The organism is Streptomyces sp. NPDC049687 (assembly GCF_044465285.1).
In the GTDB taxonomy this organism is placed as follows: domain Bacteria; phylum Actinomycetota; class Actinomycetes; order Streptomycetales; family Streptomycetaceae; genus Streptomyces.
The window spans coordinates 1-26766 of the sequence record NZ_JBITLN010000026.1 but is presented as its reverse complement, the minus strand read 5'-3'; the positions used below and the strand labels follow the sequence as shown (position 1 = coordinate 26766).

Annotated in this window: 18 protein-coding genes and 1 pseudogene; 10 read left to right on the top strand and 9 right to left on the bottom strand. The window is 70.7% G+C overall.

The window, feature by feature from the left end:
* The first annotated feature begins 258 nt into the window (after window positions 1-258).
* From ACIBVL_RS41530 to ACIBVL_RS41510, 5 genes and pseudogenes are all read left to right on the top strand, one after another.
* A complete protein-coding gene (locus ACIBVL_RS41530) occupies window positions 259-3144 on the top strand; it encodes a nitrate- and nitrite sensing domain-containing protein (protein WP_399106218.1) in 2886 nt (961 codons plus the stop codon).
* Window positions 3141-3575 (top strand): roadblock/LC7 domain-containing protein, encoded by a 435-nt coding sequence (locus ACIBVL_RS41525; RefSeq protein WP_399106170.1) that lies wholly within the window; start codon window positions 3141-3143, stop codon window positions 3573-3575. Before ACIBVL_RS41530 ends, ACIBVL_RS41525 begins: the two co-directional genes overlap by 4 nt.
* Window positions 3576-3584: 9 nt before the next feature.
* Window positions 3585-3980, top strand: coding sequence for a DUF742 domain-containing protein (locus ACIBVL_RS41520; RefSeq protein ID WP_399106168.1), 396 nt, complete (start codon window positions 3585-3587; stop codon window positions 3978-3980).
* A gap of 24 nt (window positions 3981-4004) precedes the next feature.
* A pseudogene (locus tag ACIBVL_RS41515) lies at window positions 4005-7651 on the top strand (hydantoinase B/oxoprolinase family protein).
* A complete protein-coding gene (locus ACIBVL_RS41510; protein WP_399106166.1) occupies window positions 7632-8237 on the top strand; it encodes a GTP-binding protein in 606 nt (201 codons plus the stop codon). The pseudogene ACIBVL_RS41515 and the gene ACIBVL_RS41510 overlap by 20 nt, the downstream one beginning before the upstream one ends.
* Window positions 8238-8298: 61 nt before the next feature.
* Here the strand turns inward: ACIBVL_RS41510 and glpK are convergent, their stop codons facing one another.
* The 5 genes from glpK to ACIBVL_RS41485 form a co-directional block, all read right to left on the bottom strand.
* Window positions 8299-9819 (bottom strand): glycerol kinase GlpK, encoded by a 1521-nt coding sequence (glpK, locus tag ACIBVL_RS41505; protein WP_399106164.1) that lies wholly within the window; start codon window positions 9817-9819, stop codon window positions 8299-8301.
* Window positions 9820-9859: 40 nt separating this feature from the next.
* Complete coding sequence (locus tag ACIBVL_RS41500) at window positions 9860-10609, bottom strand: MIP/aquaporin family protein (protein WP_399106162.1); 750 nt, start codon at window positions 10607-10609, stop codon at window positions 9860-9862.
* Window positions 10610-10999: 390 nt separating this feature from the next.
* Window positions 11000-12646: a GGDEF domain-containing protein gene (locus ACIBVL_RS41495; RefSeq protein ID WP_399106160.1), complete on the bottom strand. Its 1647-nt coding sequence runs from the start codon at window positions 12644-12646 to the stop codon at window positions 11000-11002.
* A gap of 137 nt (window positions 12647-12783) precedes the next feature.
* On the bottom strand, window positions 12784-13974 hold the full coding sequence (locus ACIBVL_RS41490) for a lipid-transfer protein (protein WP_399106158.1): 1191 nt from the start codon (window positions 13972-13974) through the stop codon (window positions 12784-12786).
* Complete coding sequence (locus ACIBVL_RS41485) at window positions 13971-14396, bottom strand: Zn-ribbon domain-containing OB-fold protein (RefSeq protein ID WP_399106216.1); 426 nt, start codon at window positions 14394-14396, stop codon at window positions 13971-13973. Before ACIBVL_RS41485 ends, ACIBVL_RS41490 begins: the two co-directional genes overlap by 4 nt.
* 97 nt (window positions 14397-14493) lie before the next feature.
* Here ACIBVL_RS41485 and ACIBVL_RS41480 point away from each other — a divergent pair, with 97 nt between their 5' ends.
* Both ACIBVL_RS41480 and ACIBVL_RS41475 read left to right on the top strand, forming a co-directional pair.
* Window positions 14494-15303 carry a M15 family metallopeptidase gene (locus tag ACIBVL_RS41480; protein ID WP_399106156.1) on the top strand — a complete coding sequence of 270 codons (810 nt, stop codon included), beginning with the start codon at window positions 14494-14496 and terminating at the stop codon, window positions 15301-15303.
* Window positions 15304-15350: 47 nt separating this feature from the next.
* The gene (locus ACIBVL_RS41475; RefSeq protein ID WP_399106154.1) at window positions 15351-15887 is read left to right on the top strand and encodes an NUDIX domain-containing protein; all 537 of its coding nucleotides are present in this window, start codon (window positions 15351-15353) and stop codon (window positions 15885-15887) included.
* A 1-nt stretch (window position 15888) separates the two neighbouring features.
* On the opposite strand, the gene ACIBVL_RS41470 is transcribed toward ACIBVL_RS41475, so the two are convergent.
* The gene (locus ACIBVL_RS41470) at window positions 15889-18255 is read right to left on the bottom strand and encodes a TIM-barrel domain-containing protein (RefSeq protein WP_399106152.1); all 2367 of its coding nucleotides are present in this window, start codon (window positions 18253-18255) and stop codon (window positions 15889-15891) included.
* Window positions 18256-18469: 214 nt separating this feature from the next.
* Between ACIBVL_RS41470 and ACIBVL_RS41465 the strand changes: the two genes are divergently transcribed.
* Window positions 18470-20446 (top strand): acetoacetate--CoA ligase, encoded by a 1977-nt coding sequence (locus ACIBVL_RS41465; protein WP_399106150.1) that lies wholly within the window; start codon window positions 18470-18472, stop codon window positions 20444-20446.
* 34 nt (window positions 20447-20480) lie between these two features.
* On the opposite strand, the gene ACIBVL_RS41460 is transcribed toward ACIBVL_RS41465, so the two are convergent.
* The gene (locus tag ACIBVL_RS41460) at window positions 20481-21800 is read right to left on the bottom strand and encodes an aminotransferase class I/II-fold pyridoxal phosphate-dependent enzyme (RefSeq protein ID WP_399106148.1); all 1320 of its coding nucleotides are present in this window, start codon (window positions 21798-21800) and stop codon (window positions 20481-20483) included.
* Between the two features lie 115 nt (window positions 21801-21915).
* Between ACIBVL_RS41460 and ACIBVL_RS41455 the strand changes: the two genes are divergently transcribed.
* Both ACIBVL_RS41455 and ACIBVL_RS41450 read left to right on the top strand, forming a co-directional pair.
* Window positions 21916-23124, top strand: coding sequence for an MFS transporter (locus ACIBVL_RS41455; protein ID WP_399106146.1), 1209 nt, complete (start codon window positions 21916-21918; stop codon window positions 23122-23124).
* A gap of 27 nt (window positions 23125-23151) precedes the next feature.
* Window positions 23152-24045, top strand: coding sequence for a hypothetical protein (locus tag ACIBVL_RS41450; RefSeq protein ID WP_399106144.1), 894 nt, complete (start codon window positions 23152-23154; stop codon window positions 24043-24045).
* A gap of 88 nt (window positions 24046-24133) precedes the next feature.
* On the opposite strand, the gene ptsP is transcribed toward ACIBVL_RS41450, so the two are convergent.
* Together ptsP and ACIBVL_RS41440 are read right to left on the bottom strand one after the other, a co-directional pair.
* Window positions 24134-25804, bottom strand: a complete 1671-nt coding sequence (gene ptsP / locus ACIBVL_RS41445) for a phosphoenolpyruvate--protein phosphotransferase (RefSeq protein ID WP_399106142.1) — start codon at window positions 25802-25804, stop codon at window positions 24134-24136.
* A gap of 96 nt (window positions 25805-25900) precedes the next feature.
* Window positions 25901-26350 (bottom strand): PTS glucose transporter subunit IIA, encoded by a 450-nt coding sequence (locus tag ACIBVL_RS41440; RefSeq protein WP_399106140.1) that lies wholly within the window; start codon window positions 26348-26350, stop codon window positions 25901-25903.
* Window positions 26351-26766: the final 416 nt, after the last annotated feature.

The window sequence follows — 26766 nt, the reverse complement described above, 5'->3', positions numbered from 1 at the left end:
ACCGCGAAGATTCCCAAGTTACGAAAAATTCTGGCCAAGTCGCCGTGGGGGCCGATGGGTTCCGGTCTTGTCGACAAGGCCGGAATCGGGGAGGCAATCTCCCGTAATACCCCGACAACTCCCCACGTCTCGGCGCCGGTGCGGAAGTTCGGCTTCCGGACGGCTCTTCGAGTTAACTGTGCGTCGGTAGTAGGCTCGCGCCGTTTGTTGACGCACATGCGTACCCCCTGCCGGTGGGGGTTCGAGCTGGGGGAGTCCATGCGCTTTCGCGGGAAGTCGATCCGCCGGAAGATCGTGGCGCTGCTTCTCGTGCCGCTGGTGTCCCTGACCGCCATCTGGGGCTTCGCCACGGTACTGACGGGCCGTGAGGCGAGCCGGTTGTTCACCGTGTCCGCCGTGGTGGAGAAGGTCGGCTACCCCATCGAGGACACGGTCCGCGTCGTCCAGCAGGAACGCCGCCAGACCCTCGTCTACCTCGCCGACCCCCGCGCCTCCGACGCGCTCTCCACGCTGCGGCGCTCCCGGACCGCCACGGACAAGGCACTCGCCGAGATCCGTCGCAACGCCCAGGACGCCGATGTCCACGAGGTCCTGGACCAGGACGACGGCGACGGCCTCACCGCGGTGCTCGACGCCTACGACGGCCTCGACTCCCTGCGCCGCAGTGTCGAGGAGGGCACCGTCACCCGGGCTCAGGCCCTGGACCTCTACAACCAGCTCATCGCCCCGTGCTACGCCCTGCTGGCCAAGCTGGACGTGGTCGACAGTGTGGAGATGGACAAGCAGTACCGGGCCCTTGTCAGCGTCGCCCGCGCCCGTGAACTGCTCTCCCAGGAAGACGCCATGCTCGGCTCCGCCCTGGTCGTCGGCAGGCTCAGCCGCGAGGAGATCCGCGACGTCTCCGACCTCGAGGCGCAGCGCGACATCGTCTATGCCATCAGCCTCGCCCAGCTGCCCACCGCCGAGCGTGAACGCTACGAGAGCTTCTGGAAGAACGCCACCACCGCGCCGCTGCGCACGGCCGAACAGGCCGTCGTCGCCACCACACCCGGCGGCATGCCACGTGGCGTGACCGCCAAGAACTGGGACACCGCGGCCGGAAACGTCCTCCAAGAGCTCGGCACCCTGGACGAACAGGCCAACGACCGCTACCAGGACCGTGTCCGGCCGGTGGCGATCGAGGTCATCGTCAAGGTGGTCGTCGCCGGAGTGCTCGGCCTGGTCGCCCTGCTCCTGTCCCTGGTGCTGTCCGTACGCATCGGCCGCGGCCTCGTCCGCGACCTGCGCCAACTGCGGCTGGACGCACACGAGGCGTCCGGTGTACGGCTCCCCAGCGTGATGCGCCGCCTCTCCGCGGGCGAGCAGGTCGACGTGGAGACCGAGGTGCCGCGGCTGGAGTACGACAAGAACGAGATGGGCGAGGTCGGCCAGGCACTCAACACCCTCCAGCGCGCCGCCGTCGAGGCGGCGGTGAAACAGGCCGAGCTGCGCGCCGGCGTCTCCGAGGTCTTCGTCAACCTCGCCCGCCGCAGCCAGGTCCTGCTGCACAAGCAGCTCACCCTGCTCGACACCATGGAGCGGCGCACCGAGGACACCGAGGAACTCGCCGACCTCTTCCGGCTCGACCACCTCACCACCCGTATGCGCCGGCACGCCGAGGGCCTGGTGATTCTCTCCGGAGCCGCCCCCTCCCGGCAGTGGCGCAAGCCCGTCCAGCTCATGGACATCGTGCGGGCCGCCGTCGCCGAGGTCGAGGACTACGAGCGCATCGAGGTGCGCCGCCTGCCCCGCCTCGCCGTCACCGGTCCCGCCGTCGCCGACCTCACCCACCTCGTGGCCGAACTGCTGGAGAACGCCACGGTGTTCTCCCCGCCGCACACCGCCGTCCAGGTCCTGGGCGAGCGCGTCGCCAACGGGTTCACCCTGGAGATCCACGACCGTGGCCTCGGCATGGCGCCCGAAGCGCTCCTGGAGGCCAATCTCCGGCTCGCGGAGACTCCGGAGTTCGAGCTGTCCGACACCGACCGGCTCGGACTGTTCGTGGTCAGCCGCCTCGCCCAGCGCCAGAACGTCCGGGTCTCCCTGCAGCCCTCCCCTTACGGCGGGACCACCGCCGTCGTCTTCATCCCGGACGCCCTTCTGACCGACGACGTCCCGGACACCAACGGCATCGGCTTCCGCCTCGACCGTCCCCGGGCTCCGAAGGCGGCCGAGTCCGCGGAGAGCCACGAGACCGCGGTCTCCCCCTCGGTGCACCTCCCCGGGATGCCCGCAGCCCTTCTGGGCGGCCCCGTCGAACTGGAGGCACCTGTCGGCCTGGACGCCCTCGGTGACTTCCCGGCACCCCTGGACGAGGCGGACGAGGACGGGGGCCTGTTCCGGGCGCGCCGCTCCCTCACCCGCCCGGAGGACGCCCCGGCCGTTGCCGCCGGCGAGCAGCACGGCAGGCTCCCGGGCACTGGCGAGCCCGCCCCCGGCACCGACGACCCGGCCGCCCCCGTACCGCTCCCCAGCCGTCGCACTCCCAAGCTGGTGAGCTCGCACGGCCGCCCGGTCACCGACCAGCGGTCCCGGCGCACGGAGGAAGCCGACGAGCTCTCGCAGCGACCCGGACCGCGCCGGCCGGAGACCGACGGGCCGGCACCCCTGCCGTCGCGCCGCCGGGGCGGCGGGGCGCAGATCCCGCGAAGCCTCGGCGCGACCGAGCCCCCTGCGCCGACGGGCTCTCCTGGACGCGTTACCGACGAACCGTCGCACCCTTCCGCCCTCCCGCGCCGCACCCGCCAGGCCACGGCCGGCGGCCAGGAAAACCCGACGGCCGTACACGAGGACTCGACGTCCGACCCGCGAGAGGGCGCCCCCGAGGACCGCATCCCTGGCGGCGGACCTCATGACACCCGCTCCACGCCGGGAGCGCTGCCCCGGCGGGTACGGCAGGCGAATCTGGCCCCGCAACTGCGGCAGGGCCCGGCACCGCGCGCGGAGAACCGCTCCGACCCCGAGGACCGGGACGCCGATGAAGTACGCAGCCGCATGGCCTCGCTGCAGCGCGGCTGGCAGCGCGGCCGCGTGGAGAACGCCGCGGGCGACGACGCCCACAGCGGCACAGCACCACAACGAACGACTAAGGGGGACGGTCGATGACCGCACCGAAGGCGACCGGCCACACCACGACCAACAACGGCGAGCTGAACTGGCTCCTCGACGAACTCGTCGACCGGGTCGCCAGCATCCGCAAGGCCGTCGTGCTCTCCGGCGACGGTCTGGCGACGGGCGCGTCCCGGGACCTGACCAGGGAGGACAGCGAGCACCTGGCCGCCGTCGCCTCCGGATTCCACAGCCTCGCCAAAGGCGTGGGCCGCCACTTCGAGGCCGGCAGCGTCCGCCAGACCGTCGTCGAACTCGACGACGCCTTCCTGTTCGTCACGGCCGCCGGCGACGGCAGTTGCCTGGCCGTCCTCTCGGATGCCGACTCGGACGTGGGGCAGGTGGCCTACGAGATGACCCTCCTGGTCAAGCGGGTAGGCGTACATCTGGGCACCGCGCCGCGCACCGATCTGCCCCTTGGCGGGTAGTGGGATGGCATGAGCACAGACGGTCAGGGAAGCAGCCACTGGTTCGACGACGAGGCCGGACCGGTCGTCCGTCCGTACGCCATGACGCGTGGCCGCACCACCAGTGCGGTCCAGCACCGCCTCGATCTGATCGCTGTGGTAGTCGCCGAGCCCCACGCGGACGACCCCGAGGCCGACCACTCGCTCTCCCCGGAGCACGTGGACATCGTGGACCTGTGCCGGGAAGCGCCGCAGTCGGTCGCCGAGCTCTCCGCGGAGCTCGACCTGCCCATCGGCGTGGTACGGGTCCTCGTCGGAGACCTCGTGGATGCGGAATTCGTCCATGTGAACCGGCCCGTACCCCCGGCCGAACTGGTCGACGAGAGTATTCTGCGCGATGTGATCAACGGCCTCCGGGCGCTGTGAGCAGCGCGGAAGCGAGGTGAGCACGTGACCGGCTGGCAGTTCTGGGTGGACCGGGGCGGTACCTTCACCGACATCGTCGCGCGCCGCCCGGACGGTCGGCTGCTGACGCACAAACTGCTGTCGGACAACCCCGCGCGGTACGCCGACGCCGCCGTCGCCGGTGTCCGCGCCCTGCTGGCGGACTCGCGCGACCCCGTCGAGGTCGTCCGCATGGGCACCACGGTCGCCACCAACGCCCTGCTGGAACGCACGGGTGAACGCACCCTTCTCGTCATCACCCGGGGCTTCCGAGATGCCCTGCGGATCGCCTACCAGAACCGCCCGCACATCTTCGCCCGCCGGATCGACCTCCCGGATCTGCTGTACGAGCGGGTCGTGGAGGTCGACGAGCGCATCGCCGCCGACGGCACCGTCCTGCGCGCCCCCGATCTGGACGCCCTCGTCGGACCTCTTCGGGAGGCCTACGACGACGGGATCCGGGCCGTGGCCGTCGTCTGCATGCACAGTCACCTCCACCCCGCCCACGAGCAGGCCGTCGGGCGGCTGGCGGCCCGGACCGGCTTCCCGCAGATCTCGCTCTCCAGCGAGGTCAGCCCCCTCATGAAACTCGTCCCGCGCGGGGACACCGCCGTGGTCGACGCCTACCTGTCGCCCGTGCTGCGCCGCTACATCCGCCATGTCGCCGACGAACTGCGCGGCGTACGTCTGATGTTCATGCAGTCCAACGGCGGGCTCGCCGAGGCGAACCAGTTCCGCGGCAAGGACGCCGTCCTGTCCGGGCCCGCGGGCGGCATCGTAGGCATGGCCCGGATGTCCCAGCTCGCCGGTTTCGACCGCGTCATCGGCTTCGACATGGGGGGCACCTCCACCGACGTCTCGCACTTCGCGGGCGAGTACGAACGCGTCTTCACCACGCAGATCGCGGGCGTCCGGCTGCGCGCCCCCATGCTGGACATCCACACCGTCGCCGCGGGCGGTGGCTCCGTCCTGCGGTTCGACGGCTCCCGCTACCGTGTGGGGCCGGACTCGGCCGGCGCGGACCCGGGGCCGGCCAGCTACCGCGGCGGCGGCCCGCTCGCCGTCACCGACGCCAATGTGATGCTCGGCCGTATCCAGCCCACCCACTTCCCCGAGGTCTTCGGCCCCGACGGCGACCAGCCCCTGGACGGCGCCCTCGTCCACGACCGCTTCACCGCCCTCGCGCGCGAGATCCGCGCTGAGACCGGGGACGACCGCACACCCGAGCAGGTCGCCGAGGGCTTTCTGCAGATCGCCGTGGCCAACATCGCCAACGCGGTGAAGCGGATCTCCGTACAGAAGGGCCACGACGTCACCCGCTACGCCCTCACGACCTTCGGCGGCGCCGGCGGCCAGCACGCGTGCATGGTCGCCGACTCCCTCGGCATCCGCACCGTCCTCGTGCCGCCCATGGCCGGTGTCCTGTCCGCGCTCGGCATCGGTCTCGCCGACACCACCGCCATGCGCGAACAGTCGGTCGAGGCGCACCTCGAAGCCGCCGCCATGCCCGGCATCCTCAAGACCGCCGACGACCTCGCGGGCTCGGCCCGCGCCGAACTCCGTGCCGAGGACGTCCCCGACGAACGCATCCGCATCACCCGCCGCGCACAGCTGCGCTACGACGGCACCGACACCACCCTCACCGTCGAGCTCACCGAACCCGCGACGATGAGGCAAGCCTTCGAAGAACGTCATCGCGCCACGTACTCCTTCACGCTCGACCGCCCGATCGTCGTAGAAGCGCTCTCCGTGGAAGCCACCGGCATCACCCGACCCCCCGATCTGTCCGCCCTCGCCCCGTACGAGGGCCGTGCGGCCGCGCCCGAGACGGTCCGCCTCCACACCGGCGGCGCCTGGCGCGACGTCCCCCTTCACCGCCGCGGGGATCTCCCTCCTGGCGAGTCCGTCACCGGCCCCGCGATCATCACGGAGGCCGGCGCCACGACCGTGGTCGACGACGGCTGGGAGGCCGCGACGACCCACGACGGGCATCTGGTGATGGAACGCACCACGACTACAGAGAGTTCCGAACTCGACACGAAAGCCGATCCCGTTCTTCTCGAGGTCTTCAACAACCTCTTCATGTCCATCGCCGAACAGATGGGCGCGCGTCTGGAGTCCACGGCCCAGTCGGTCAACATCAAGGAGCGCCTCGATTTCTCCTGCGCCCTCTTCGATCCGGACGGGAATCTGGTGGCCAACGCCCCGCACATCCCCGTCCACCTGGGTTCCATGGGCACCAGCGTCAAGGAGGTCATCCGCCGCCGCGGCGCACTGATGCGGCCCGGAGACACCTACGCGGTCAACGACCCGTACCACGGCGGCACCCACCTGCCCGACGTCACCGTGATCACTCCGGTCTTCGACGCCCGGCACGGCGGCGACACGGAGAGTGACCGCGAGATCCTCTTCTACGTCGCCTCCCGGGGCCACCACGCCGAGATCGGCGGCATCGCCCCCGGCTCCATGCCCGCCGACAGCCGCACCATCGAGGAGGAAGGCGTCCTCTTCGACAACTGGCTCCTGACCGAGGCCGGGCGCTTCCGCGAGGAGGAGACCCTTCGCCGGCTCACCGATGCGCCCCACCCCTCCCGCAATCCCGGAACCAACCTGGCCGACCTGCGCGCCCAGATCGCCGCCAACCAGAAGGGCGTCGACGAAGTGGCCCGCATGATCGAGAACTTCGGGCTCGACGTCGTGCAGGCGTACATGCGACACGTCCAGGACAACGCTGAGGAAGCGGTGCGCCGCGTCATCGAGGCCCTCGACGACGGCGAGTACGGCTACGAGACCGACTCGGGTGCCGTCATCCGCGTACGCGTGCGCGTGGACCGCGCAAACCGCTCCGCCACCGTCGATTTCACAGGTACGTCACCGCAGCTGGACACGAACTTCAACGCCCCCTATTCGGTCGTCAACGCGGCCGTCCTCTACGTCTTCCGCACCCTCGTCGCCGACGAGATTCCTCTCAACGACGGCTGTCTGCGCCCCCTGGAAATCATCGTGCCGCACGGCTCCCTGCTCGCGCCGGAACCGCCCGCCGCCGTCGTCGCCGGCAACGTCGAGACGTCCCAGGCGATCACCGGCGCCCTCTACGCGGCCCTGGGGGTCCAGGCCGAGGGCTCCGGCACCATGAACAACGTCACCTTCGGAAACGAGCGCCACCAGTACTACGAGACGGTCGCCTCCGGATCCGGCGCCGGCGACGGCTTCCCCGGCGCGAGCGTTGTCCAGACCCATATGACCAACTCCCGCCTGACCGACCCCGAAGTCCTCGAATGGCGACTTCCGGTACAACTGGACGAGTTCGCCGTCCGGTACGGCAGCGGCGGTGCCGGACAATGGCAGGGCGGGGACGGCGCCGTCCGCCGCATTCGTTTCCACGAGCCCATGACCGTCTCCACCCTCTCCCAGCACCGCCGGGTCCCCCCGTACGGCATGGCGGGCGGGGCACCCGGCGCGCTGGGCGCCAACCGGGTGGAGCGCGCGGACGGCACCGTCCTCGAACTCGGCGGCAGCGACTCCGTGGACGTCGGCCCCGGCGACGTACTCGTCGTCGAGACACCCGGTGGCGGAGGCTACGGCCCACCGCCCCACACCCCCTTTCAAGCCATCAAGCAGGAGAAGTGATCGATGATCTTCGGGCGCTCTGAGCGCGGCAAGCCCCCGGTCGAGCCCGTCACGCTCAAGATCCTGGTCGCCGGCGGTTTCGGGGTGGGCAAGACCACCCTCGTCGGCGCCGTCAGCGAGATCAGGCCGCTGCGCACCGAGGAGTACCTCACCGAGGCCGGCCGCCCGGTCGACGACCTCACCGGCGTCGAGCGCAAGCACACCACCACCGTCGCCATGGACTTCGGGCGCATCACCCTGCGCGAGGACCTGGTGCTCTACCTGTTCGGCACGCCCGGCCAGGAACGGTTCTGGTTCATGTGGGACGAGCTCTCCGAGGGCGCGCTCGGTGCCGTCGTCCTGGCCGACACCCGCCGACTGGAGGACTGCTTCGCCGGCGTCGACTACTTCGAGCGCCGATCCATCCCCTTCCTCATCGCCGTCAACTGCTTCGAGGGAGCCGCCCGTTACCCCGAGGAGGACGTACGCCGGGCCCTCGACCTCGACGACGACGTACCCGTCATCCTGTGTGATGCCCGTGACCGGCGATCGGTCAGGGACGTCCTGGTCGGCGTGGTCCAGCACGCCATGGACTTCGGAGCCGACCGCCGCCACACCGTCACCACCTGAGCCCCCACACGGCCCGTACCCCCGCCGACCGGGGTACGGGCCGCGGCCTGTGAGGTGCCCCTCAGCCCGTGCCTTCCTCCATCCATCCGAAGCTCTTCTCCACCGCCCTGCGCCAGTTCTGGTACTCGCGGTCCCGCACCGATGCCTCCATCGCCGGCGTCCACTCGGCGTCCTTCTGCCAGTGGGCCTTCAACTCGTCGAGGTCGTTCCACACACCGGTGGCCAGCCCTGCCGCGTACGCCGCGCCCAGACAGGTCGTCTCGGAGACACGAGGCCGGATCACGGGGACGCCGAGCACGTCCGCCTGATGCTGCATGAGCAGGTTGTTCTTCGTCATCCCGCCGTCCACCTTCAGGGTCGTGATCTGCACCCCGGAGTCCTGGAACATGGCGTCCACGACCTCCCGTGTCTGCCAGCTCGTCGCCTCCAGCACCGCACGGGCGAGGTGCGCCTTCGTGACGTAGCGGGTGAGCCCGGTGACCACACCGCGCGCGTCCGAACGCCAGTACGGCGCGAACAGGCCCGAGAAGGCGGGCACGATGTACGCGCCGCCGTTGTCCTCGACACTCGCCGCCAGCGTCTCGATCTCGTCAGCCGTACGGATGATGCCGAGCTGGTCGCGGAACCACTGCACCAGCGCACCCGTTATCGCGATCGAGCCCTCCAGACAGTAGACCGGTGCCTCCTCGCCGATCTTGTAGCCCATCGTCGTCAGCAGACCGCTCTTCGACGGCACCGGCCGGCTGCCGGTGTTCAGCAGCAGGAAACTGCCCGTCCCGTACGTGTTCTTGGCCGTGCCCACGTCGTAGCAGGCCTGGCCGAACACCGCCGCCTGCTGGTCGCCCAGCGCCGAGGCGACCGGCACTCCGCCGAGCTGGCCCACGGCGGTGCCGTACACCTCGGCCGAGGACCTGATCTCCGGCAGTACGGCTTCGGGCACGTTCATCGCCGACAGAATGGAGGGGTCCCACTGAAGGGTCTCCAGGTTCATCAGCATGGTCCGCCCGGCGTTGGTCACGTCGGTCACGTGCCGGCCGCCGTCGGTGCCACCGGTGAGGTTCCAGATCAGCCAGGAGTCGATGGTGCCGAAGGCGATCTCGCCCCGCTCGGCGCGGGCCCGCAGCCCGGGCACGTTGTCCAGCAGCCAGGCCGCCTTGGGCCCCGAGAAATAACTGGCGAGCGGCAGTCCCGTCTGCTCACGGAAACGGTCCTGTCCGTCGGAGCCGCCGAGCTCGTTGCAGAGCCCGGCGGTACGGGTGTCCTGCCAGACGATCGCGTTGTGCACGGGCTTGCCCGTGGCCCGGTCCCAGAGCACGGTAGTCTCGCGCTGGTTCGTGATGCCGAGCGCGCTGATCTGGTCGGCGCGCAGCCCGGCCTTGGCGATCGCCCCGGCGACCACGGCCTGCACCTTGGACCAGATCTCGGTCGCGTCGTGCTCCACCCAACCGGGCTTGGGAAAGATCTGCCGGTGCTCACGCTGGTCGACGGCGACGATCGCGCCGTTGCGGTCGAAGACGATGCAGCGGCTGGAGGTCGTGCCCTGGTCGATCGCGGCGACGTACTTCTCGGCGTTGTCCGTCATGGCTACCCCTTGGGCTGGGTTCAGAAGGCTGCGCGGCCGGTCAGAAGGCCACGTGGTAGAGGAGACCCGCGAGTGCTCCGCCGATCAGCGGGCCGACGACCGGGATCCAGGCATAACCCCAGTCGGAGGTGCCCTTGTTCGGGATCGGCAGGAAGGTGTGGACGATGCGTGGGCCCAGGTCGCGCGCCGGGTTGATGGCATAGCCCGTGGGCCCGCCCAGGGAGAGTCCGATGCCGACGACGAGCAGGGACACGATCAGCACCAGGGTGCCGGACTCACCGAGCCCCTTCGTCAGCCCGAAGGCGAGGATCGGCAGCACGAGCGCGATCGTCGCGATGATCTCCGTGATCAGGTTGGCGACCGGATTTCGGATCTCGGGGATGGTGGAGAAGATCCCCAGGGTCGGCGTCGGTTCCTCGGCCGTGCCCTCCGTGGTGCCGGTCTGCCGTACGTTCGCCTGGAACTGCGCGAGGTACACCAGATACGCGAGGACGGCACCGAGCATCGCACCGACCATCTGGCCCAGCAGGTAGACCCAGACCTTGCCCCATTCACCCGTGTCGACGGCGATGCCGATGGTCACGGCCGGATTGAGCTGTCCGCCGGACAGGGGCGCGGCGGTATAGGCCCCCGCCAGCACACCGAAGCCCCAGCCGAACGCGATCACCACCCACCCCGACGCCCGTGCCTTGGAGTATCTGAGGGTGACGGCGGCGCAGACGCCCGCGCCGAACAGGATGAGGATCGCGGTACCGATGACCTCGCCGACGAATATGTCTCCGTTGCTCATGGCGGCTCCTGGGCCCGGCCCGGGGCGATCGGCCCCGGTGCGCTGTGCAGGGTGCGGTTCGCGTGGCTGATTCGGCCATGGCAGGGAGGTCCCGCGCCCCGCCCGGCGTCCGTGACGAGCGTGCCGTCAGAGCCGAATCGACCGTGGGGGAGTGGGCCGCGGCTGAGCGAGCCCGCGCGGCGCGCGCCTGGATACGCCGAGAATGTACGGCGATGTCGGCTGACACCGGGAAGTGTTCACCGGCGCCCAGGGAGCGTCAAGGAGGCGGACGGCAATGGTTGTCACCATTACTGCGCCCACCCACCGGCCCCCAGTCGTTTCTTGACCGTCCTTCAGGTCGTCCGGCTGCCGTTCCTTTGCCGCTCCTCAGATCGTCCGGCTGATGCCCACTCAGCCCGCCCCCGGCTCCACGCCCACCGCGCCCGCCGCCACCGGCGGCGACCCCCGCCTCACCTCATGACCGCACAGCCCTGCCCGCCCCAGCACCCAACTCGCCCCGCGCAACGACTTGGCGGCCTTCTTCAGCGGCGCCAGACATGCGGCCGCCTGCCGGTGGTCGGTCACACTGCCCGACGGGCACAGGACCGTTGCCAGCGACAGCGTGACCGGGCTCCCGCCCGCCGACCACGGCGTGTCCAGCACAGAGGCGGCCAGCGGCTCCAGGTCCTCAGGATCCGCCAGCACCAGGAAGTCGTCCCCGCCGATGTGCCCCACACGGGTGCTCCCGGAGGCCGCGACCTGCAGCGCCCGCCCCACCGACCGGATCAGCTCGTCACCCGCCGCGAATCCCGCGCCGTCGTTGACCTGTTTGAAATGGTCCACGTCCAGCCAGCTCAGCGCGAACGGGCGCCCCTCCGTGATCCGCCGGTCCACCTCCCCGGTGATCGCGTCCGAGCCCGGCAGCCGGGTCAGCGGATTGAGCCCCACCGCCGCCTCGACCCGGCTCTCGGCCAGCGCCCTTACGAGATCCGCCAGTCGTACGACGCCCACGCATCGTCCGTGGCGGTCGACGACCGCCACGTCGTCCGAGGTGCGGTCCCGGTCGCCGACCGCGACCACGTCCAGCACCTCCCAGGCCGTCGCGTCGATGCCCACCGTCCGCGGTGGATCGGCGAGCTTGGTCGCGGGCCGGTCGGCGTACAGGGCATGGCCGTAGCGCCCCGACATCGACAACAGGAAGCGCGACCGGTGCACCGAACGGACCGGGGCCCCCGCCCGGTCGACGAGCAGCACCCCGGACACGTCCGGCGACCCGGTCAGCAGCGCCCGCACCTGCCCGGCCGAGGCACTGGCGGGCAGCAGCGCGGCCGGCCGCACGAACTCCCTCACCGACGGCCCGGACCGGGGCACCGACACGACGCCGGGCACGCGCGGCGGAACGTACACCTCGGCGGCGGGCAGCCGGGCCGGCGGCGCGAACAGCAGGCCCTGGGCCAGCTGCGCACCCGCCGACAGCGCGGCCGCACACTGCAGTTCGGTCTCCACCCCCTCCACGGCCAAAAGCGCTCCCGACTCCTCGCACCACATCCGCATCGCCCGTACCGCCCCCGGTCGTGCCAGCAGGGACGCGTCGAGCTTCACCAGGTCCGGTGCGATGTCGACGAGCAGTCGCAGGGGCACGTCTCCGTCCCCCACGCCGTCCGCACTGACCCGGAAGCCCTGGCCTCGCAGCGCGGCCACGGCTTCCAGCAGCGCGTGCTGCGGCACGTGCGTGTACGGCGGAACGATGTCGAGGGTCACCTCCCACGGCAGCCGCCCCACCGCGCGGACCGCGTCGTGGAGCGGCGTGAGCCCGCCGAGATCGGCCAGAGTCCCCGCGAAGACGTTCACATGCAGGGGCAGCAATGTCTCCTTGCGGGCCGCCGCCCGGACCGCCGCCACAGCCAGCCTGACGTCGACTTCGGGGTCCCGCCGGGCCTCCGCCAGAATGTCCCCCGACTCCGGGCGGGCGAGTATCTCCAGCCCCGCCACCCCTCCCGTGGCCAGGTTGACCACCGGCTGGAAGGCGAAGCGGAGAGTATCCATCCAGGAGGGCACGGGAGCATGATGGCGCTGCGGGCGTACGCCCAAGGCCAGTTCATGAGACGTTCACGCGGGATTCCGGAGTGGTCACGGACGGTGTGCGGCGGCGCCGCTCCGGTGCCGGCGGGGTCACGCGCATGGCGTCCGTCTCCTCATCGCACGGCGATCACCGCCGATCCGTGCCCGAACAGCCCCTGGTTCGCCGTGATACCGACGCGCGCCTGCCCGATCTGACGGTCGCCGGCCTGCCCCCGCAACTGCCAGGTCACCTCGCAGACCTGAGCGATCGCCTGCGCCGGCACCGCCTCCCCGAACGAGGCCAGCCCCCCGCTCGGGTTCACCGGTATGCGACCGCCCGCCGCGGTCGCCCCCTCACGCAGCAGCTTGGCGCCCTCGCCGTCATCACAGAGCCCGAGATCCTCGTACCACTGCAACTCCAGGGCGGTGGACAGGTCGTAGACCTCGGCGAGGGAAAGGTCCTCGGGCCCGACACCCGCCTCCTCGTACGCCGCGCGAGCGATCGACGCACGGAACGGCTCACCACCGGCCTGCTCCCCGGTCGCGGAGTCGGTGGCGATGTCCGGCAGGTCCAGTACGGTGTTGGGGTAGCGGGGCGTCACGGTGGACACGGCCCGGATTCGCACCGGGTCCGGTGCGCCGTGCCGACGGGCGAACTCCATGCTGGAGAGCACCAGGGCCGCCCCGCCGTCCGAGGTCGCGCAGATGTCCAGCAGCCGCAGCGGATCGGCGACCACCGCGGAGGCGGCGACCTCCTCGGCGGTGACCCGCTTGCGGTAGCGCGCGTTCGGGTTCAACGCGCCCATGGCGGCGTTCTTCACCTTGACCTGGGCGAAGTCCTCGGGAGTGTCCCCGTGCACCGCCATGCGCCTGCGCGCGTACAGTCCGAAGTACGTCGGATTGGTGGCGCCCAGTATCCGGAACCGAAGCCAGTCGGGGTCGTCCGGCCGGTCCCCGCCCGCGGGACGGAAGAAGCCCTTGGGCGCGGCGTCCGCCCCGACCACGAGCACCACGTCCGCCAGACCGGCGAGGATCTGCGCCCTCGCGGCGTTGATCGCCTGCGCGCCCGAGGCGCACGCCGCGTACACACTCGTGACCCGCGCGCCCTGCCAGCCAAGGGCCTTCGCGAACGTCGCCCCGGCCACATACCCCGGATAACCGCCACGCACCGTGTCCGCCCCCACGATCGAGCCGACGTCCCGCCAGTCCAGCCCGGCGTCGGCGAGGGCCGCCCGCGCCGCCGCCACCCCGTACTCGACGAACCCCCGTCCCCACTTGCCCCACGGGTGCATCCCCGCACCGAGCACCGCCACCTCTGCCGTCATCCCGCCACCCCCGTCGGCCGCCACTGCCAGGTCGTCCAGGTCGTCTCCGCGTCCTCGCCCAGCACGCCCGGGACGACCTCCACCTCCATGCCCACCGTCAGATCGGCGACGGTGATCCCGGGAACCGCCTGTCCCAGCACCACGATCCGCTCGGACTCCAGCTCCACAGCGATCAACGCGTACGGCTCCCACGGAAGTTCCCGATTGGTCACATAGGGTGACGGAGGCCGGTACCGGCTGTCCGTGTACGACCAGACGCGCCCGCGCCGCGACAGGGGGAGCTCTTCCAGACGGCCGCCCCGGCACGCAGGGTTGCGGCAGTGCGTGTCCTCGCGTGGGAAGAAAACCGACCGGCAGGCCGAGCAGCGCGTTCCGAGGAGCCTGAAGTCCTCCCCGTCCCCGGTGAACCACCCGGCGACCACGGGTGTGCGTGCACGCGACAAGGCTCCTCCTCGGCACCGAATCTGACGGTTCGTCAGAAGTGTGGCATGTGCATCGGGATTTGGGCAGGGAGGTGACATGACACGCCTCTCCAGCGCAGTCCGCGGTGCCGTCACCGCGCTCGTCGCCCTGCTGACCGTGACCTTCGCTCCCGCCACAGCGCAGGCGGACACCGGGCCCAAGGCCCCGGCCGACTTCGTGGCCCTGAGATCCGTGGATCCGACGATCCTGCAGGAGATGCGCTACTTCACCCCGCACAATTTCGTGGGTGTACGCATCGACGGCTACCAGCAGCCGGTCTGCATCCTCACCCGGCCTGCCGCCGAAGCCCTTCACCGGGCCCAGAGCAAGCTGCTGCCCCAGGGATACTCACTCAAGGTGTACGACTGCTATCGCCCCCAGCGTGCCGTGAACCACTTCGTCCGCTGGGCCGAGGACCTGAACGACCAGTCGATGAAGGGGGAGTTCTACCCGAACGTCGACAAGACCCGCCTCTTCGAGGACGGTTACATCGCCGAGAAGTCCGGCCACAGCCGCGGCTCGACCATGGACCTCACCCTCGTGAAGCTCCCCGCCAGTCCGACCAGGCCGTACGTCCCCGGCGAATCCCTGGTCCCCTGTTACGCACCCCGGCCGGAGCGCTTCCCCGACAACTCGGTCGACATGGGCACCGGATTCGACTGCTTCGACACCTTGGCCCACACGCTCGACCCGCGCATCCAGGGACGGCAACGCGCCAACCGGCTGCTCCTCAAGAGCACCCTTGAAGAGCTCGGGTTCGTGAACCTCGCCGAGGAGTGGTGGCACTACACCTTCAAGCCCGAGCCCTACCCGGACACCTACTTCGACTTCCCCGTCTCCACCGAATCCCTCACCGCGGCACACTGAGCCGCCGGCGTACGACGCCCTCCCCAAGATCGGATACGCTCCGCCGCGTGTCCGAAACTCTGCACTCCAATTCGAACTCCGCACGCGACTCCCACTGTTCGAGCTGCGGAGCGCCCTACGGGGAGGGCGTCACCGGCTGGCCCCGCACCTGTCCGGCCTGCGCCACCATCGCCTACCGCAACCCGCTGCCGGTGGCCATCGCGCTCCAGCCCGTGTACGACACGAAGGGCACCGCCCTGGTCGTCATCACCCGAACCGTCGGCCCCGCGCGCGGGGGCATCGCACTGCCCGGCGGTTACATCGACGACCGGGAGGACTGGCGGCAGGCCGTCGTCCGCGAACTCAAGGAGGAGACGGGTATCGACGCCGCGAGCCGCGACGTACGGCTCGTCGACGCCATGAGTTCGCCCGACGGCCACCTGCTGCTGTTCGGACTCCTCCCGGAGCGCCCCGCGGACCGCCTCCCGGAGTCGGCCACCACGGACGAGACGGAGGGCTGGCACCTTCTGCGCAGGCCGGAGGAGCTCGCCTTCCCGCTCCACACACACGCGGTGCGGGCGTTCTTCGAGGGCCGCTACATCTGAATCAGCGCTCGCCGAGCCCGCGCACACGCACGGGGTGGGACGGCTCGTACAGGCCGTCCTCCCCCTCCCGTTCGACGACGACCTGCCGGCCCTCCCAGCGGGCGACGTACCGCTCCACCTCCGGCTCGTCCCAGCCGTCGCCCGCGTCCCGGACCACCAGCCCCCCACCGGTACGCCCCCGGGCCGGCGTCCACACCTCCAGCTCCAGCCCGCCGCCGTCCCCGCGCACCGGTATGACCGCACCCGCGCGTGCCAGCACCGGAATGCGCGACAGCGGCGCGTCCACGATCACCTGCCCCGGCCCCCGGTACCTCCGTCCCGTCGCCGTGTCGTACCAGAGCCCGCGCGGCAACTGCACCGCACGCCGGTCGGTGCCCGGATCCAGCACCGGCGCCACCAGGAGGCAGTCACCCAGCAGGAAAGCGTCCTCGCAGTCCCGCAATGCCCGGTCCTCCGGTGCCCCCCACCACAGCGGACGCACATAGGGAGCGCCGGTACGCCGGGCCAGATGCGCCAGCGTCATGAAGTAGGGCAGCAGCCGCCGGCGTTCGACGAGCGCCACGCGCGCGTGCTGCAGCACCTCCGGACCGAACTCCCACGGCTCTCGGCGGCCCGCCCGCAGACTCGCGTGCGTACGGAACAGGGGCAGGTACGCCCCCAGCTGGAACCACCGCAGATACAGCTCGGGCGACGGACTCCCGTCGAAGCCACCCACGTCCGGCCCCGAGTACGGCACGCCGCACAGTCCGAGCCCCATCACCAGCGACAGCGACGCCCGCAGTCCCGGCCAGCCCGTCGCGACGTTCCCCGACCGCGTCCCGCCATAGCGCTGCTGTCCCGCCCAGCCGGAGCGGGAGAACACGAACGGCCGCTCCTCGGGCAGCAGGTCCCGCAGCCCCTCATGGGCCGCCCGGGCCATGCACAGCCCGTAGACATTGTGAGCCTCGCGGTGATCGCCACCCCGGCCCTCCAGGGCGTGCCGGGCCGACCGGGGCAGCGTCGACTCACCGAAGGCGGTGAACGACGTCGGCTCGTTCATGTCGTGCCAGAAGCCGGAGAAACCCTGCTCGATCCGTTCCGCGTACAGCCCTCCCCACCACTGCCGCACACGCGCGTGCGTGAAATCCGGGAAGACCACTTCGCCCGGCCACACCACGCCCTCGACGAGCCGCCCCGAGGCGTCCTTGACGAACGCGTCCTCGGCGAGCCCGCTGTCGTAGACGGCGTTGCCCGGATCCGCCCTGACCGCCGGGGTGACGATCGACACCAGACGGATGCCGTCCCGCCGCAGTTCCTCGGCGAGCACCGGAAGCTTGGGGAAGCGGTCCTCGTCGACCGTGAACACCTGGTGGTCGTCGTAGTGGTCGATGTCCAGGTGAACGGCGTCGAGCGGCAGGCCGTGCTCGTGATAGCCCGCGACGATCCGGCGCACCTCCTGCTCGCCGCCGAAGCCCCAGCGCGCGTGATGGTGCCCGAGCGCCCACGCGGGCGGCAGGGTCGGCGCCCCGGTGAGCGAGGCCCAGGCAAGCAGCACGCGCGCGGGGGTGCCGACCATGACCCAGCAGCGCAACGGCCCGCCGTCCATCCGCAGCTCGCACGACCCGGCCCGGTCATGCCCCGAACCGGCCCCCTCCTCGCCCTCCCGCAGCGTCACCGTCCCGTCCCACGAAGTGTCGTGGAACACCAGATGCGTGGCCGCGTCGGACACCACCAGCTGCACGGGCATCGTCAGGTACAGCGGGTCCTCCGCACGGCCGAACGCACGACCGGGATCCGTGTTCCACAGCCGGTACGTTCCTCCGCGCAGCCGCGGTCCGGACGCCCGCCCGCCGAGCCCGAAGAAGCGCGCGTCCGCCGCCACCTCCGAGCGCTGCATCCAGCGCGCCGGACCGCCCTCCCGGGGCTCCCACCACCGCGGCGGCAGATCACGGCGCAACGTCACCCCACCCGGCGTGCACACCTCGATCGCACCGTGCCGCGAGACGACGACCGTCACCCGCTCGGCCACAACCCGCCACCCGCCGTCCTTGTCCGGCTCCAGCACCGCCCGGGGATCGGGCTCCGGGCAGCGGCCGGCCAGCGCGTACGACGGCTCCGGCCCGGCACCGTCCCACCCCCAGAACACGGCCCCGTTCACGGCCACGAGGATCCTCAGCTCCGAACGGCTGAACCTCAGCGTGCCACCGCCGGGCTCCGGCTCCACCTCCTGCACCGGCCCCGGCACCCGCGCGCGCTCGGCACCCCGCGCCGGCAACCCGGTGGAGTCGGCGCGCCGCCTGCGCCACGCGGCCCGCACAGTGCGCAACCCCTGAACCGCGCCCGCGGAACCGACCGTCTTCATCGAACGCACCAGGTCACGACCGTCCATGCTGTTCACCCTGCCACTGACCGCTCCACACGCGCGTGTCGTTCAACTGCCGTTCACCCATGCCGGGGCCCATCTTCACGACACGGACTGTGTGAGGCACACCCTGGTGCAGAAGTCGATCACATGGCATCGTCCCTGTCAGCCGCGTCACGCGCACAACCCAGCCCGTGCGCCGACGACGCAGACGACGCGCCACAGTCCGGGAGCCGCCCCCATGTCGACCGTGAACCCCGAGCCGCTCTGGCGGCCAGATCCCCAGCGCATCGCGAAAGCCCAGGTCACCCGGTTTCAGGCCTGGGCGGCCAAACAGCACGGAGCCCCCGCCCAAGGCGGATATCCGGCCCTGCACCGCTGGTCCGTCGACCACCTGGAGACGTTCTGGAAAGCCGTCACGGAGTGGTTCGACGTACGCTTCTCGACGCCCTACACGCGCGTGCTGGGCGAGCGATCCATGCCGGGTGCCGAATGGTTCCCCGGCGCCACGCTGAACTACGCCGAGCACGCCCTGCGAGCGGCCGCCACGCGCCCGGACGAACCGGCCCTGCTGTATGTCGACGAGTCCCACGAACCGCGCCCGGTCACCTGGTCGGAACTGCGCCGCCAGGTCGGCTCGCTCGCGGCGGAACTGCGCGCCCTGGGCGTCCGGCCCGGCGACCGGATCAGCGGCTACCTCCCGAACATCCCGCAGGCTGTCGTCGCCCTCCTCGCCACCGCCGCCGTGGGCGGCGTCTGGACCTCCTGCGCCCCGGACTTCGGCGCCCGCAGCGTCCTCGACCGGTTCCAGCAGGTCGAACCCGTCGTCCTGTTCACCGTCGACGGCTACCACTACGGCGGAAAGGAACACGACCGCCGTGACGTGGTCGGCGAACTCCGCCGCGAGCTGCCCACCCTGCGTGCCGTCGTCCACATCCCGCTCCTCGGCACCGATGCCCCCGAGGGAGCCCTGGAGTGGTCGGCCCTGACCGCCGCCGACGAGGAACCCGTCTTCGAACAGGTGCCCTTCGCCCACCCTCTGTGGGTGCTCTATTCCTCCGGCACGACAGGCCTGCCCAAGGCCATCGTCCAGTCCCAGGGCGGCATCCTGGTCGAACACCTCAAACAACTCGGCCTGCACTGCGACCTCGGCCCCGGGGACCGTTTCTTCTGGTACACCTCGACCGGCTGGATGATGTGGAACTTCCTCGTCTCCGGTCTCCTGACCGGCACGACGATCGTCCTCTACGACGGCAGCCCCGGCTATCCCGACACCGGCGCCCAGTGGCGCGTCGCCGAGAGCACCGGAGCCACCCTCTACGGCACCTCGGCCGCGTACGTCATGGCGTGCCGCAAGGCGGACGTCCACCCGGCCCGCGACTTCGACCTCAGCACAATCCAGTGCGTCGCCACCACCGGATCACCCCTGCCGCCCGACGGCTTCGGCTGGCTGCACGACGAGTTCGCAGGCAGCGGGGCCGACCTGTGGATCGCTTCCGTCAGCGGCGGCACCGACGTGTGCTCATGCTTCGCGGGAGCCGTGCCGACGCTCCCCGTGTACACCGGTGAGCTGCAGGCCCCCGGCCTCGGCACCGACCTGCAGTCCTGGGATCCGAACGGCCACCCTCTCGTCGACGAAGTCGGCGAGCTCGTCGTCACCAATCCCATGCCGTCCATGCCGGTCCACTTCTGGAACGACCCCGACGGCAGCCGCTACCACGACAGCTACTTCGACACCTATCCCGGCGTGTGGCGCCACGGCGACTGGATCACCGTCACCTCACGCGGCTCCGTCGTGATCCACGGCCGCTCCGACTCCACGCTCAACCGCCAGGGTGTCCGCATGGGCTCCGCCGACATCTACGAGGTCGTCGAGCGGCTTCCCGAGATCAGGGAGTCCCTGGTCATCGGCATCGAACAGCCCGACGGCGGCTATTGGATGCCCCTCTTCGTCCATCTCGCTCCCGGAGCCGTCCTCGACGACGCCCTCCTCGGCCGTATCAAGCAGGCCATCCGCGAACAGCTCTCGCCGCGCCACGTCCCCGACGAGGTCATCGAGGTACCCGGGGTCCCGCACACCCTCACCGGCAAGCGCATCGAGGTCCCCGTCAAGCGCCTCCTCCAGGGCACCCCGCTGCAGAAGGCGGTCAACCCGGGCTCCATCGACAACTTGGAGCTGCTGCACTTCTACGAGGATCTCGCCCGCAAGCGGGCCTGACGGCGCTCCAAGGGCCTCAGGGCGGGCAAGCCGCTCAGCCGCCGTAGGTGGCCTCGGACTCACCCAGAACCGCGGCGAAGTCCGAGGCCAGCCGCACGGCGTCGGCCGCCTCGAGCTCGGCGACGGAGATCCGCACCGCCGGCTCGGACGCCGACCGGAACCGTGCTCCGGCCGCGACCCACCAGCCGTACGACCGCAGCCCGTTCACCACGGCCGACTCGTCCCGCACCGGCACCCACAGGTTCATCCCGCTCGTGCCGTGCGCCGGGATGCCACGAGCCGCCAGTTCCTCGAGCAGCGCAGTCCTGCGCCGCGCGTACGTCTCCCGCGCGCGTGTCACCAACGCGCGGGTGTCGTTGTCGGTCAGCAGCCGGTACACCGTCTCCTGGAGGAGATGACTGACCCAACCGGACGTCAGCAGCAGCCGCCCGTCGTGCCGGGCCAGGGTGGCGGGATCACAGGCTGCCGCCGCCCACCGCAGATCGGTCCCCAGGAACTTGCTCACCGTCCTTACGTGCACCCAGCGGGACAGTCCGCCAGACGTCAGGGTGCGCAGCGGCGCGTCCGCGACCACGGAGGCGTGATCGTTCTCGACGACCAGAAGATCCGGCTCGTCCCGCAGGACGTCGACGAGCTCGTTCCGGCGCTCCGCGGAAAAACAGCCACCAAAGGGGTTCTGCGCCCGCGGGCTGAACACCAGCGCGCGTACCCCCGCCCGTACGGCTGTTCGTAGCGCATCGGGGCGCACGCCCTCGTCGTCCACGGCGACGGGAACGATGCGCAGCCCCAGCGCCGTGACCAGATCCAGCAGATGGTGGTACCCGGGATCCTCCATGGCCACCGCGTCCCCCGAGCGCAGTTCCACGGACAACAGCCGTCCGATCAGGTCCAGCGCCCCGTGCGCGAACGTCACATGCTCCACGGGCACGCCGTCGGGCCGCAGCCAGTCCCTCACGGCCTCCTCCAGCCGCTCGAGCCGGGGCGTCGAGCGGTGGGAACGGGCGCCGGGGGACAGACGCGTGGGAGGCGCCAGACCGGGCAGCAACCGCGGATCGGGATGACCGCCGGCCAGGTCCCGCAGTCCTTCCGGCACTCTCGGTGGCCTGCGTGACGCCACCGAGGGAACCGGCGCGACCACCGTGCCGCCCCGCCCGCGCGTGACGACGACGCCCCGTCGCCGCAACTCCTTGTAGGCCGTCGCGACCGTCCCGGGGCTCACCCCGAGCTCGTCCGCGAGCCGCCGCACCGGAGGCAGCGCGGCCCCCGGCCCCAACGACCCCTCGGCCACGCCCCGTTCGACGGACGCGGCAATCCCCTTGGCCGTCGCACCACTGATCCCATATTGTGTTGCCACATTGCCAAGTATGTATCAATACATAATTCGAGGCAAGGGGGAGCCCGTGCATCCGACGATCCGCCGCGCAGCCACATGGAGCAGCCGCCTTCCAGGAGGGCGTGACGGGCGAAGAATGCTGACCATCGCCCTCGTCGACCGCGTCGGAAGCGGCCTGTGGGCATCCGTCAGCGTCCTGTACTTCACCTACGTTTCAGGCCTCTCCGTCGGTGAGGTCGGCACCCTCGTCGCCGCCGCCGGAGCCGCGGGGATCGCGGGAGCCCCCCTGGGCGGCCGCCTCGCGGACCGTGTCCCGCTCACCCGGGTGCTGATCGCCGTCCAACTGCTGCGCGCGCTCGCCTCCTTCGCCCTGCTCACCACGGACCACTTCGCGCTCCTCGTGGTCCTGTGCTCACTCGGCAGCCTCGGCGACCGTGCCGCCAACGTCCTCACCAAGCTCTACGCCACCCGCGTCGCCGGCGCCGACCGCGTCCGCTACCAGGCCGTCCAGCGCACCGTCGCCAACGCCGGCTGGGCCCTCGGAGGCCTCACCGCGGCGGCCGCCCTCGCACTCGGCAGCACCGCCGCCTACCGATGGCTCCTCGCAGGCGACGCCCTCTCCTTCGCCGCCTGCGCCCTGCTCACGCTGCGGTGCCACGAACCCCGCGCCACCTCCCGCACGGTGGCCACCTCCAAGGACCCCAGCTCGACCGCCGGACCGACCAGCCCCTGGCGCGACCGCACCTACCTCGCCTACGTGGCCACCGACACCGTCCTCTTCCTCGACGACGCGGTCTTCAAGGTCGGCCTGCCCCTCTGGATCGCCCACACCGGCACCGCACCGCACGGTCTGGCGCCCCTGTTACTGGTCCTCAACAACGTGATGGTCGTGGCACTCCAGATCTCCCTGGCCCGGTTCGGCTCGACCACGGCCGCCGCCCGCGCCCTCCTCATCCCGCTCTCGGCCACCTTCGCCCTGGCCGGCGTCGCCATGGCCGCCTCAGCCACCGGCGGGACCATCACGACCACCCTGTCCCTCACGGCCGCAGCAGTGCTCTTCACCCTCGCCGAGATGTTCCACGCCACCATCGCCTGGGAACTCTCCGTCGCTCTCGCCCCCGAGACCGCCCAGGGCGCCTATCTCGGAGTCCACGGCCTCGCCCAGTCGGCCCAGCGCAGCATCGGACCACTCGCCGTCACCGGGGCGATCGCCACCGGCCCCCTCGGCTGGCTCACCTTCGGCAGCGTCATCGCCATGACCTGCGCATTCCAGCATCGCCTGGTCCGCGAGCGGCTCGCGCCGAAGCCATTGTCAGTGCCGCCGGTTACTGTGAGTGAGCATTGATCGACCGTGCTCACAGGGGGAAGAAACATGGCACACACCGACCGCCAGACCATGCGCCGCGTCCTGCGCCGTGAAATCGCGGGCACCATCGGCCTGCTCACCGACGAACACGACTTCCGTGCCATGCGGCGCTACCGCACCTTCGCCTTCGACGACCACGCCACTTACCTCCGCCAGGTGGAGGACCTCCTCAAGACACGCGCCCTGCAGGGCAGCCACACCATCGTGGCCCTCTTCGACCCACAGGAGTACGCCGAGTACTGCAAGGCCAGGAACCTCGACCCCGACCTCCCCGCCAACCGCACCCGCTTCACGGCCCAACTCGCGACCACGGGCCCCACCATCCCCTACGACGGCCAACCCCTCGCCGACCTCGTCCCCGCCCTCGTCGACGAAGCCGTAAGGCAAGCGACCTGGGAGTACGCGGCCACCCTCCTGTCCCGCCTCGGGGCCTGCGCCACCTGCGGCGAGGACATCGGCCGCGCGGCCTTCACCCGCGCCTCCGACCTGGTCATCCGCATCCTCGACACAGCCCCGCCCGGCAACCGGCACCTCGTCTGCAGCGTCACCGGAACACCCGAAACGCTCGTCGCCGTCCTCCACGGCGACGAGGAGACCGACGGCACCACGCAACTCGACGAGGCCGAGTCACTGGAGTTCACCACCGTCCTCGCCCTCGGCCTCGCCACCCGGGGTCCCGGAGGCCTGGTCATGCGCACCAGCGCCCCCGGTGCCCCCGACCGGATCTACGGCTGGCGGATGCGCGGCGACGGCCTCGAACCCCTGACCGCCAGCGAGGTCTTCGACGCCTACTGCACCGACGCCGAATCGGGCGACCTCATCTCACCCGAGTCCGGCGTGGACTACACCGCTCCTCCGGATCTCGGCCAGGAAGGCCCCCTGCCGGACCACCACCACTGAGCACATACGACACTCCGACAAGCAGGGGCGCTCCACCCGAAGGCGGAGCGCCCCTGCTCACCGGCCGATCGCCGGCCCGACCGACGACCTACTCGCCGGAGAGCACGGCCTGCGCCGCGCTGCGCGCCTCCTCGGCGGTGTCCGTCGCACGCGCGGCCGCCGCGGCACGCTCGCACTGCGCCAGCGTGTACTTCGCGAGCGTCGCCCGCACATAGGGAATCGACGCCGAACCCATGGAGAGGGAGGTGACACCCAGACCGGTCAGTACACACGCGAGCAGCGGGTCGGCCGCGGCCTCACCGCACACACCACAGCTCTTGCCCTCGGCCCTGGCCGCCTCGGCGGACAGCGCGACCAGGTCGAGCAGCGCGGGCTGCCACGGATCCTGCAGCCGGGACACCGCACCCACCTGCCGGTCGGCGGCGAACGTGTACTGCGCGAGGTCGTTCGTCCCCAGCGACAGGAACTCGACCTCCTGAAGAATCGACCGGGCTCGCAGCGCGGCCGACGGAATCTCCACCATCGCGCCGAACTTCGCCCGCAGCCCAGCCTCACGGCACGCGTCCGCGAACGCCTTCGCGTCGGCACGGTCGGCCACCATCGGGGCCATCACCTCGAGGTGGACCGGCAGACCCTCGGCAGCCCTCGCGAGCGCCGTCAACTGGGTGCGCAGGATCCCCGGGTGGTCCAGCAGCGTGCGCAGACCTCGCACGCCCAACGCCGGGTTCGGCTCGTCGGCCGGAGTCAGGAAGTCCAGCGGCTTGTCCGCACCCGCGTCCAGCACGCGCACGACGACCCGGCCCTCGGGAAAGGCCTCGAGCACCTGCCGGTAGGCCTCGACCTGCTTCTCCTCGGACGGCGCGTTCTTGCTGTCGTCAAGAAAGAGGAACTCGGTACGGAAGAGACCGACGCCCTCGGCCCCCGCCTCCAGGGCGGCCGGTACATCGGCCGGTCCGCCGACGTTCGCCAGGAGCGGCACCTTGTGACCGTCGGCGGTGGCGCCCGGACCGGTCGAAGCGGCCAGCGCAGCCTTGCGCGCCGCGGCGGCTGCCTCGAGTTCCGCCTTCTTGCCGTCGCTCGGGTTCACGAAGATCTCGCCGGTGCTGCCGTCGACGGCGATCATCGTGCCCTCGGCCAGCTCACCGGCACCAGGCAGCGCCACGACGGCCGGCACGCCGAGCGCGCGCGCCAGGATCGCGCTGTGACTCGTCGGTCCGCCCTCCTCGGTCACGAAGCCGAGCACCAGCGTCGGGTCGAGCAGCGCGGTGTCCGCCGGCGCCAGATCCCGGGCCACCAACACGTAGGGCTCGTCACTGTCCGGGACGCCGGGCATCGGGACGCCCAGCAGACGGGCGACGATACGATTCCGCACATCGTCGAGGTCGGCCACGCGACCGGCGAGGTACTCACCGGCTCCCGCCAGCAACTCGCGGTAGGCGGCGAACGCGTCGTACACGGCTCGCTCGGCCGTGCTGCCGACGGCGATGCGCCGTTCCACGTCCGCCATCAATTCGGGGTCCTGGGCCATCATGGCCTGTGCCTCGAGCACGGCCTGTGCCTCGCCACCCGCCAGATTGCCGCGCGCCATCAGATCGGCTGCCACGGCCTCCACGGCCTTGCGGGCGCGCCCCTGCTCGCGCTCCGCCTCCTCCGCCGGGATCTGCTTGGCAGGCGGTTCGAGTACCGCCGTTCCCATGTGCCGAACCTCGCCGATCGCCACACCGTGACTCACGCCGACGCCTCGCAGCGTTGTCTCCATTTCACCCGTCTCCGATAGTGCGGCGGGTCCCGCCGCCGCGGTTGGTTGTCCTCTGTGCCGTCGTGCCATCCATGACGGATGCCGACGGGGCGGGCATCACTGCCAGGAAAAGAGAGCGTCGCCGGCCTTCACGTCGCCGTCTTCGCGAAGCTCACCGAGGGCGTCGGCCGTCGCCTCCAGTGCCACGACAGGACACACGGGAGACTTGCCCGCCGCTTCGACCGCGCCTGGATTCCAGCGCACGATGCTCTGACCGCGGGTCACGGTGTCGCCCTTGTTCACGAGGAGCTCGAAGCCCTCGCCGTTGAGCTGCACGGTGTCGATACCGAGATGCGTGAGCACGCCGTGTCCCTCGGCGTCGACGACGACGAAGGCGTGCGGGTGGAGAGAGACGATCACTCCGTCCACGGGTGCGACCGCCTCGGACGGTTCGCGCACCGGGTCGATCGCCGTACCCGGGCCGACCATGGCCCCGGAGAAGACCGGATCCGGCACCGCTGCCAGTCCGATGGCGCGTCCTGCAAGGGGGGACGTCACGGTGGTCATGGGAAGCCTCCCGGGGTGGAGATGTACATGGGCCGTTACTGCATGTCCAGGACGGCGCACTGTGCAGCAGGGTATGTCAAATGAAGTACCGGTTCCGCACAGGAGACCGCTCGTGGTCTAGACCACCAGTCTAGTGGATTTGCACCCGCTCTGGGGCCCCGTGTACAGTCGTACTCCTGCTTGAGGGTGAGCGTTGCGGTCAAGCGCGCTCGCCGAGCAGCATCCAACTCGGTCAGATCCTACTTTGGATCATCTTCTGCATGCCTGCAGGGCGGTGGTCAGAAGGACGGAAAAACCCTGATAGAGTTGGAAACGCAAGATCGAAGGGAAGCCCGGAGGAAAGCCTGAGAGAGTCTCTCGGGTGAGTACAAAGGAAGCTTTCGTTCCTTGAGAACTCAACAGCGTGCCAAAAATCA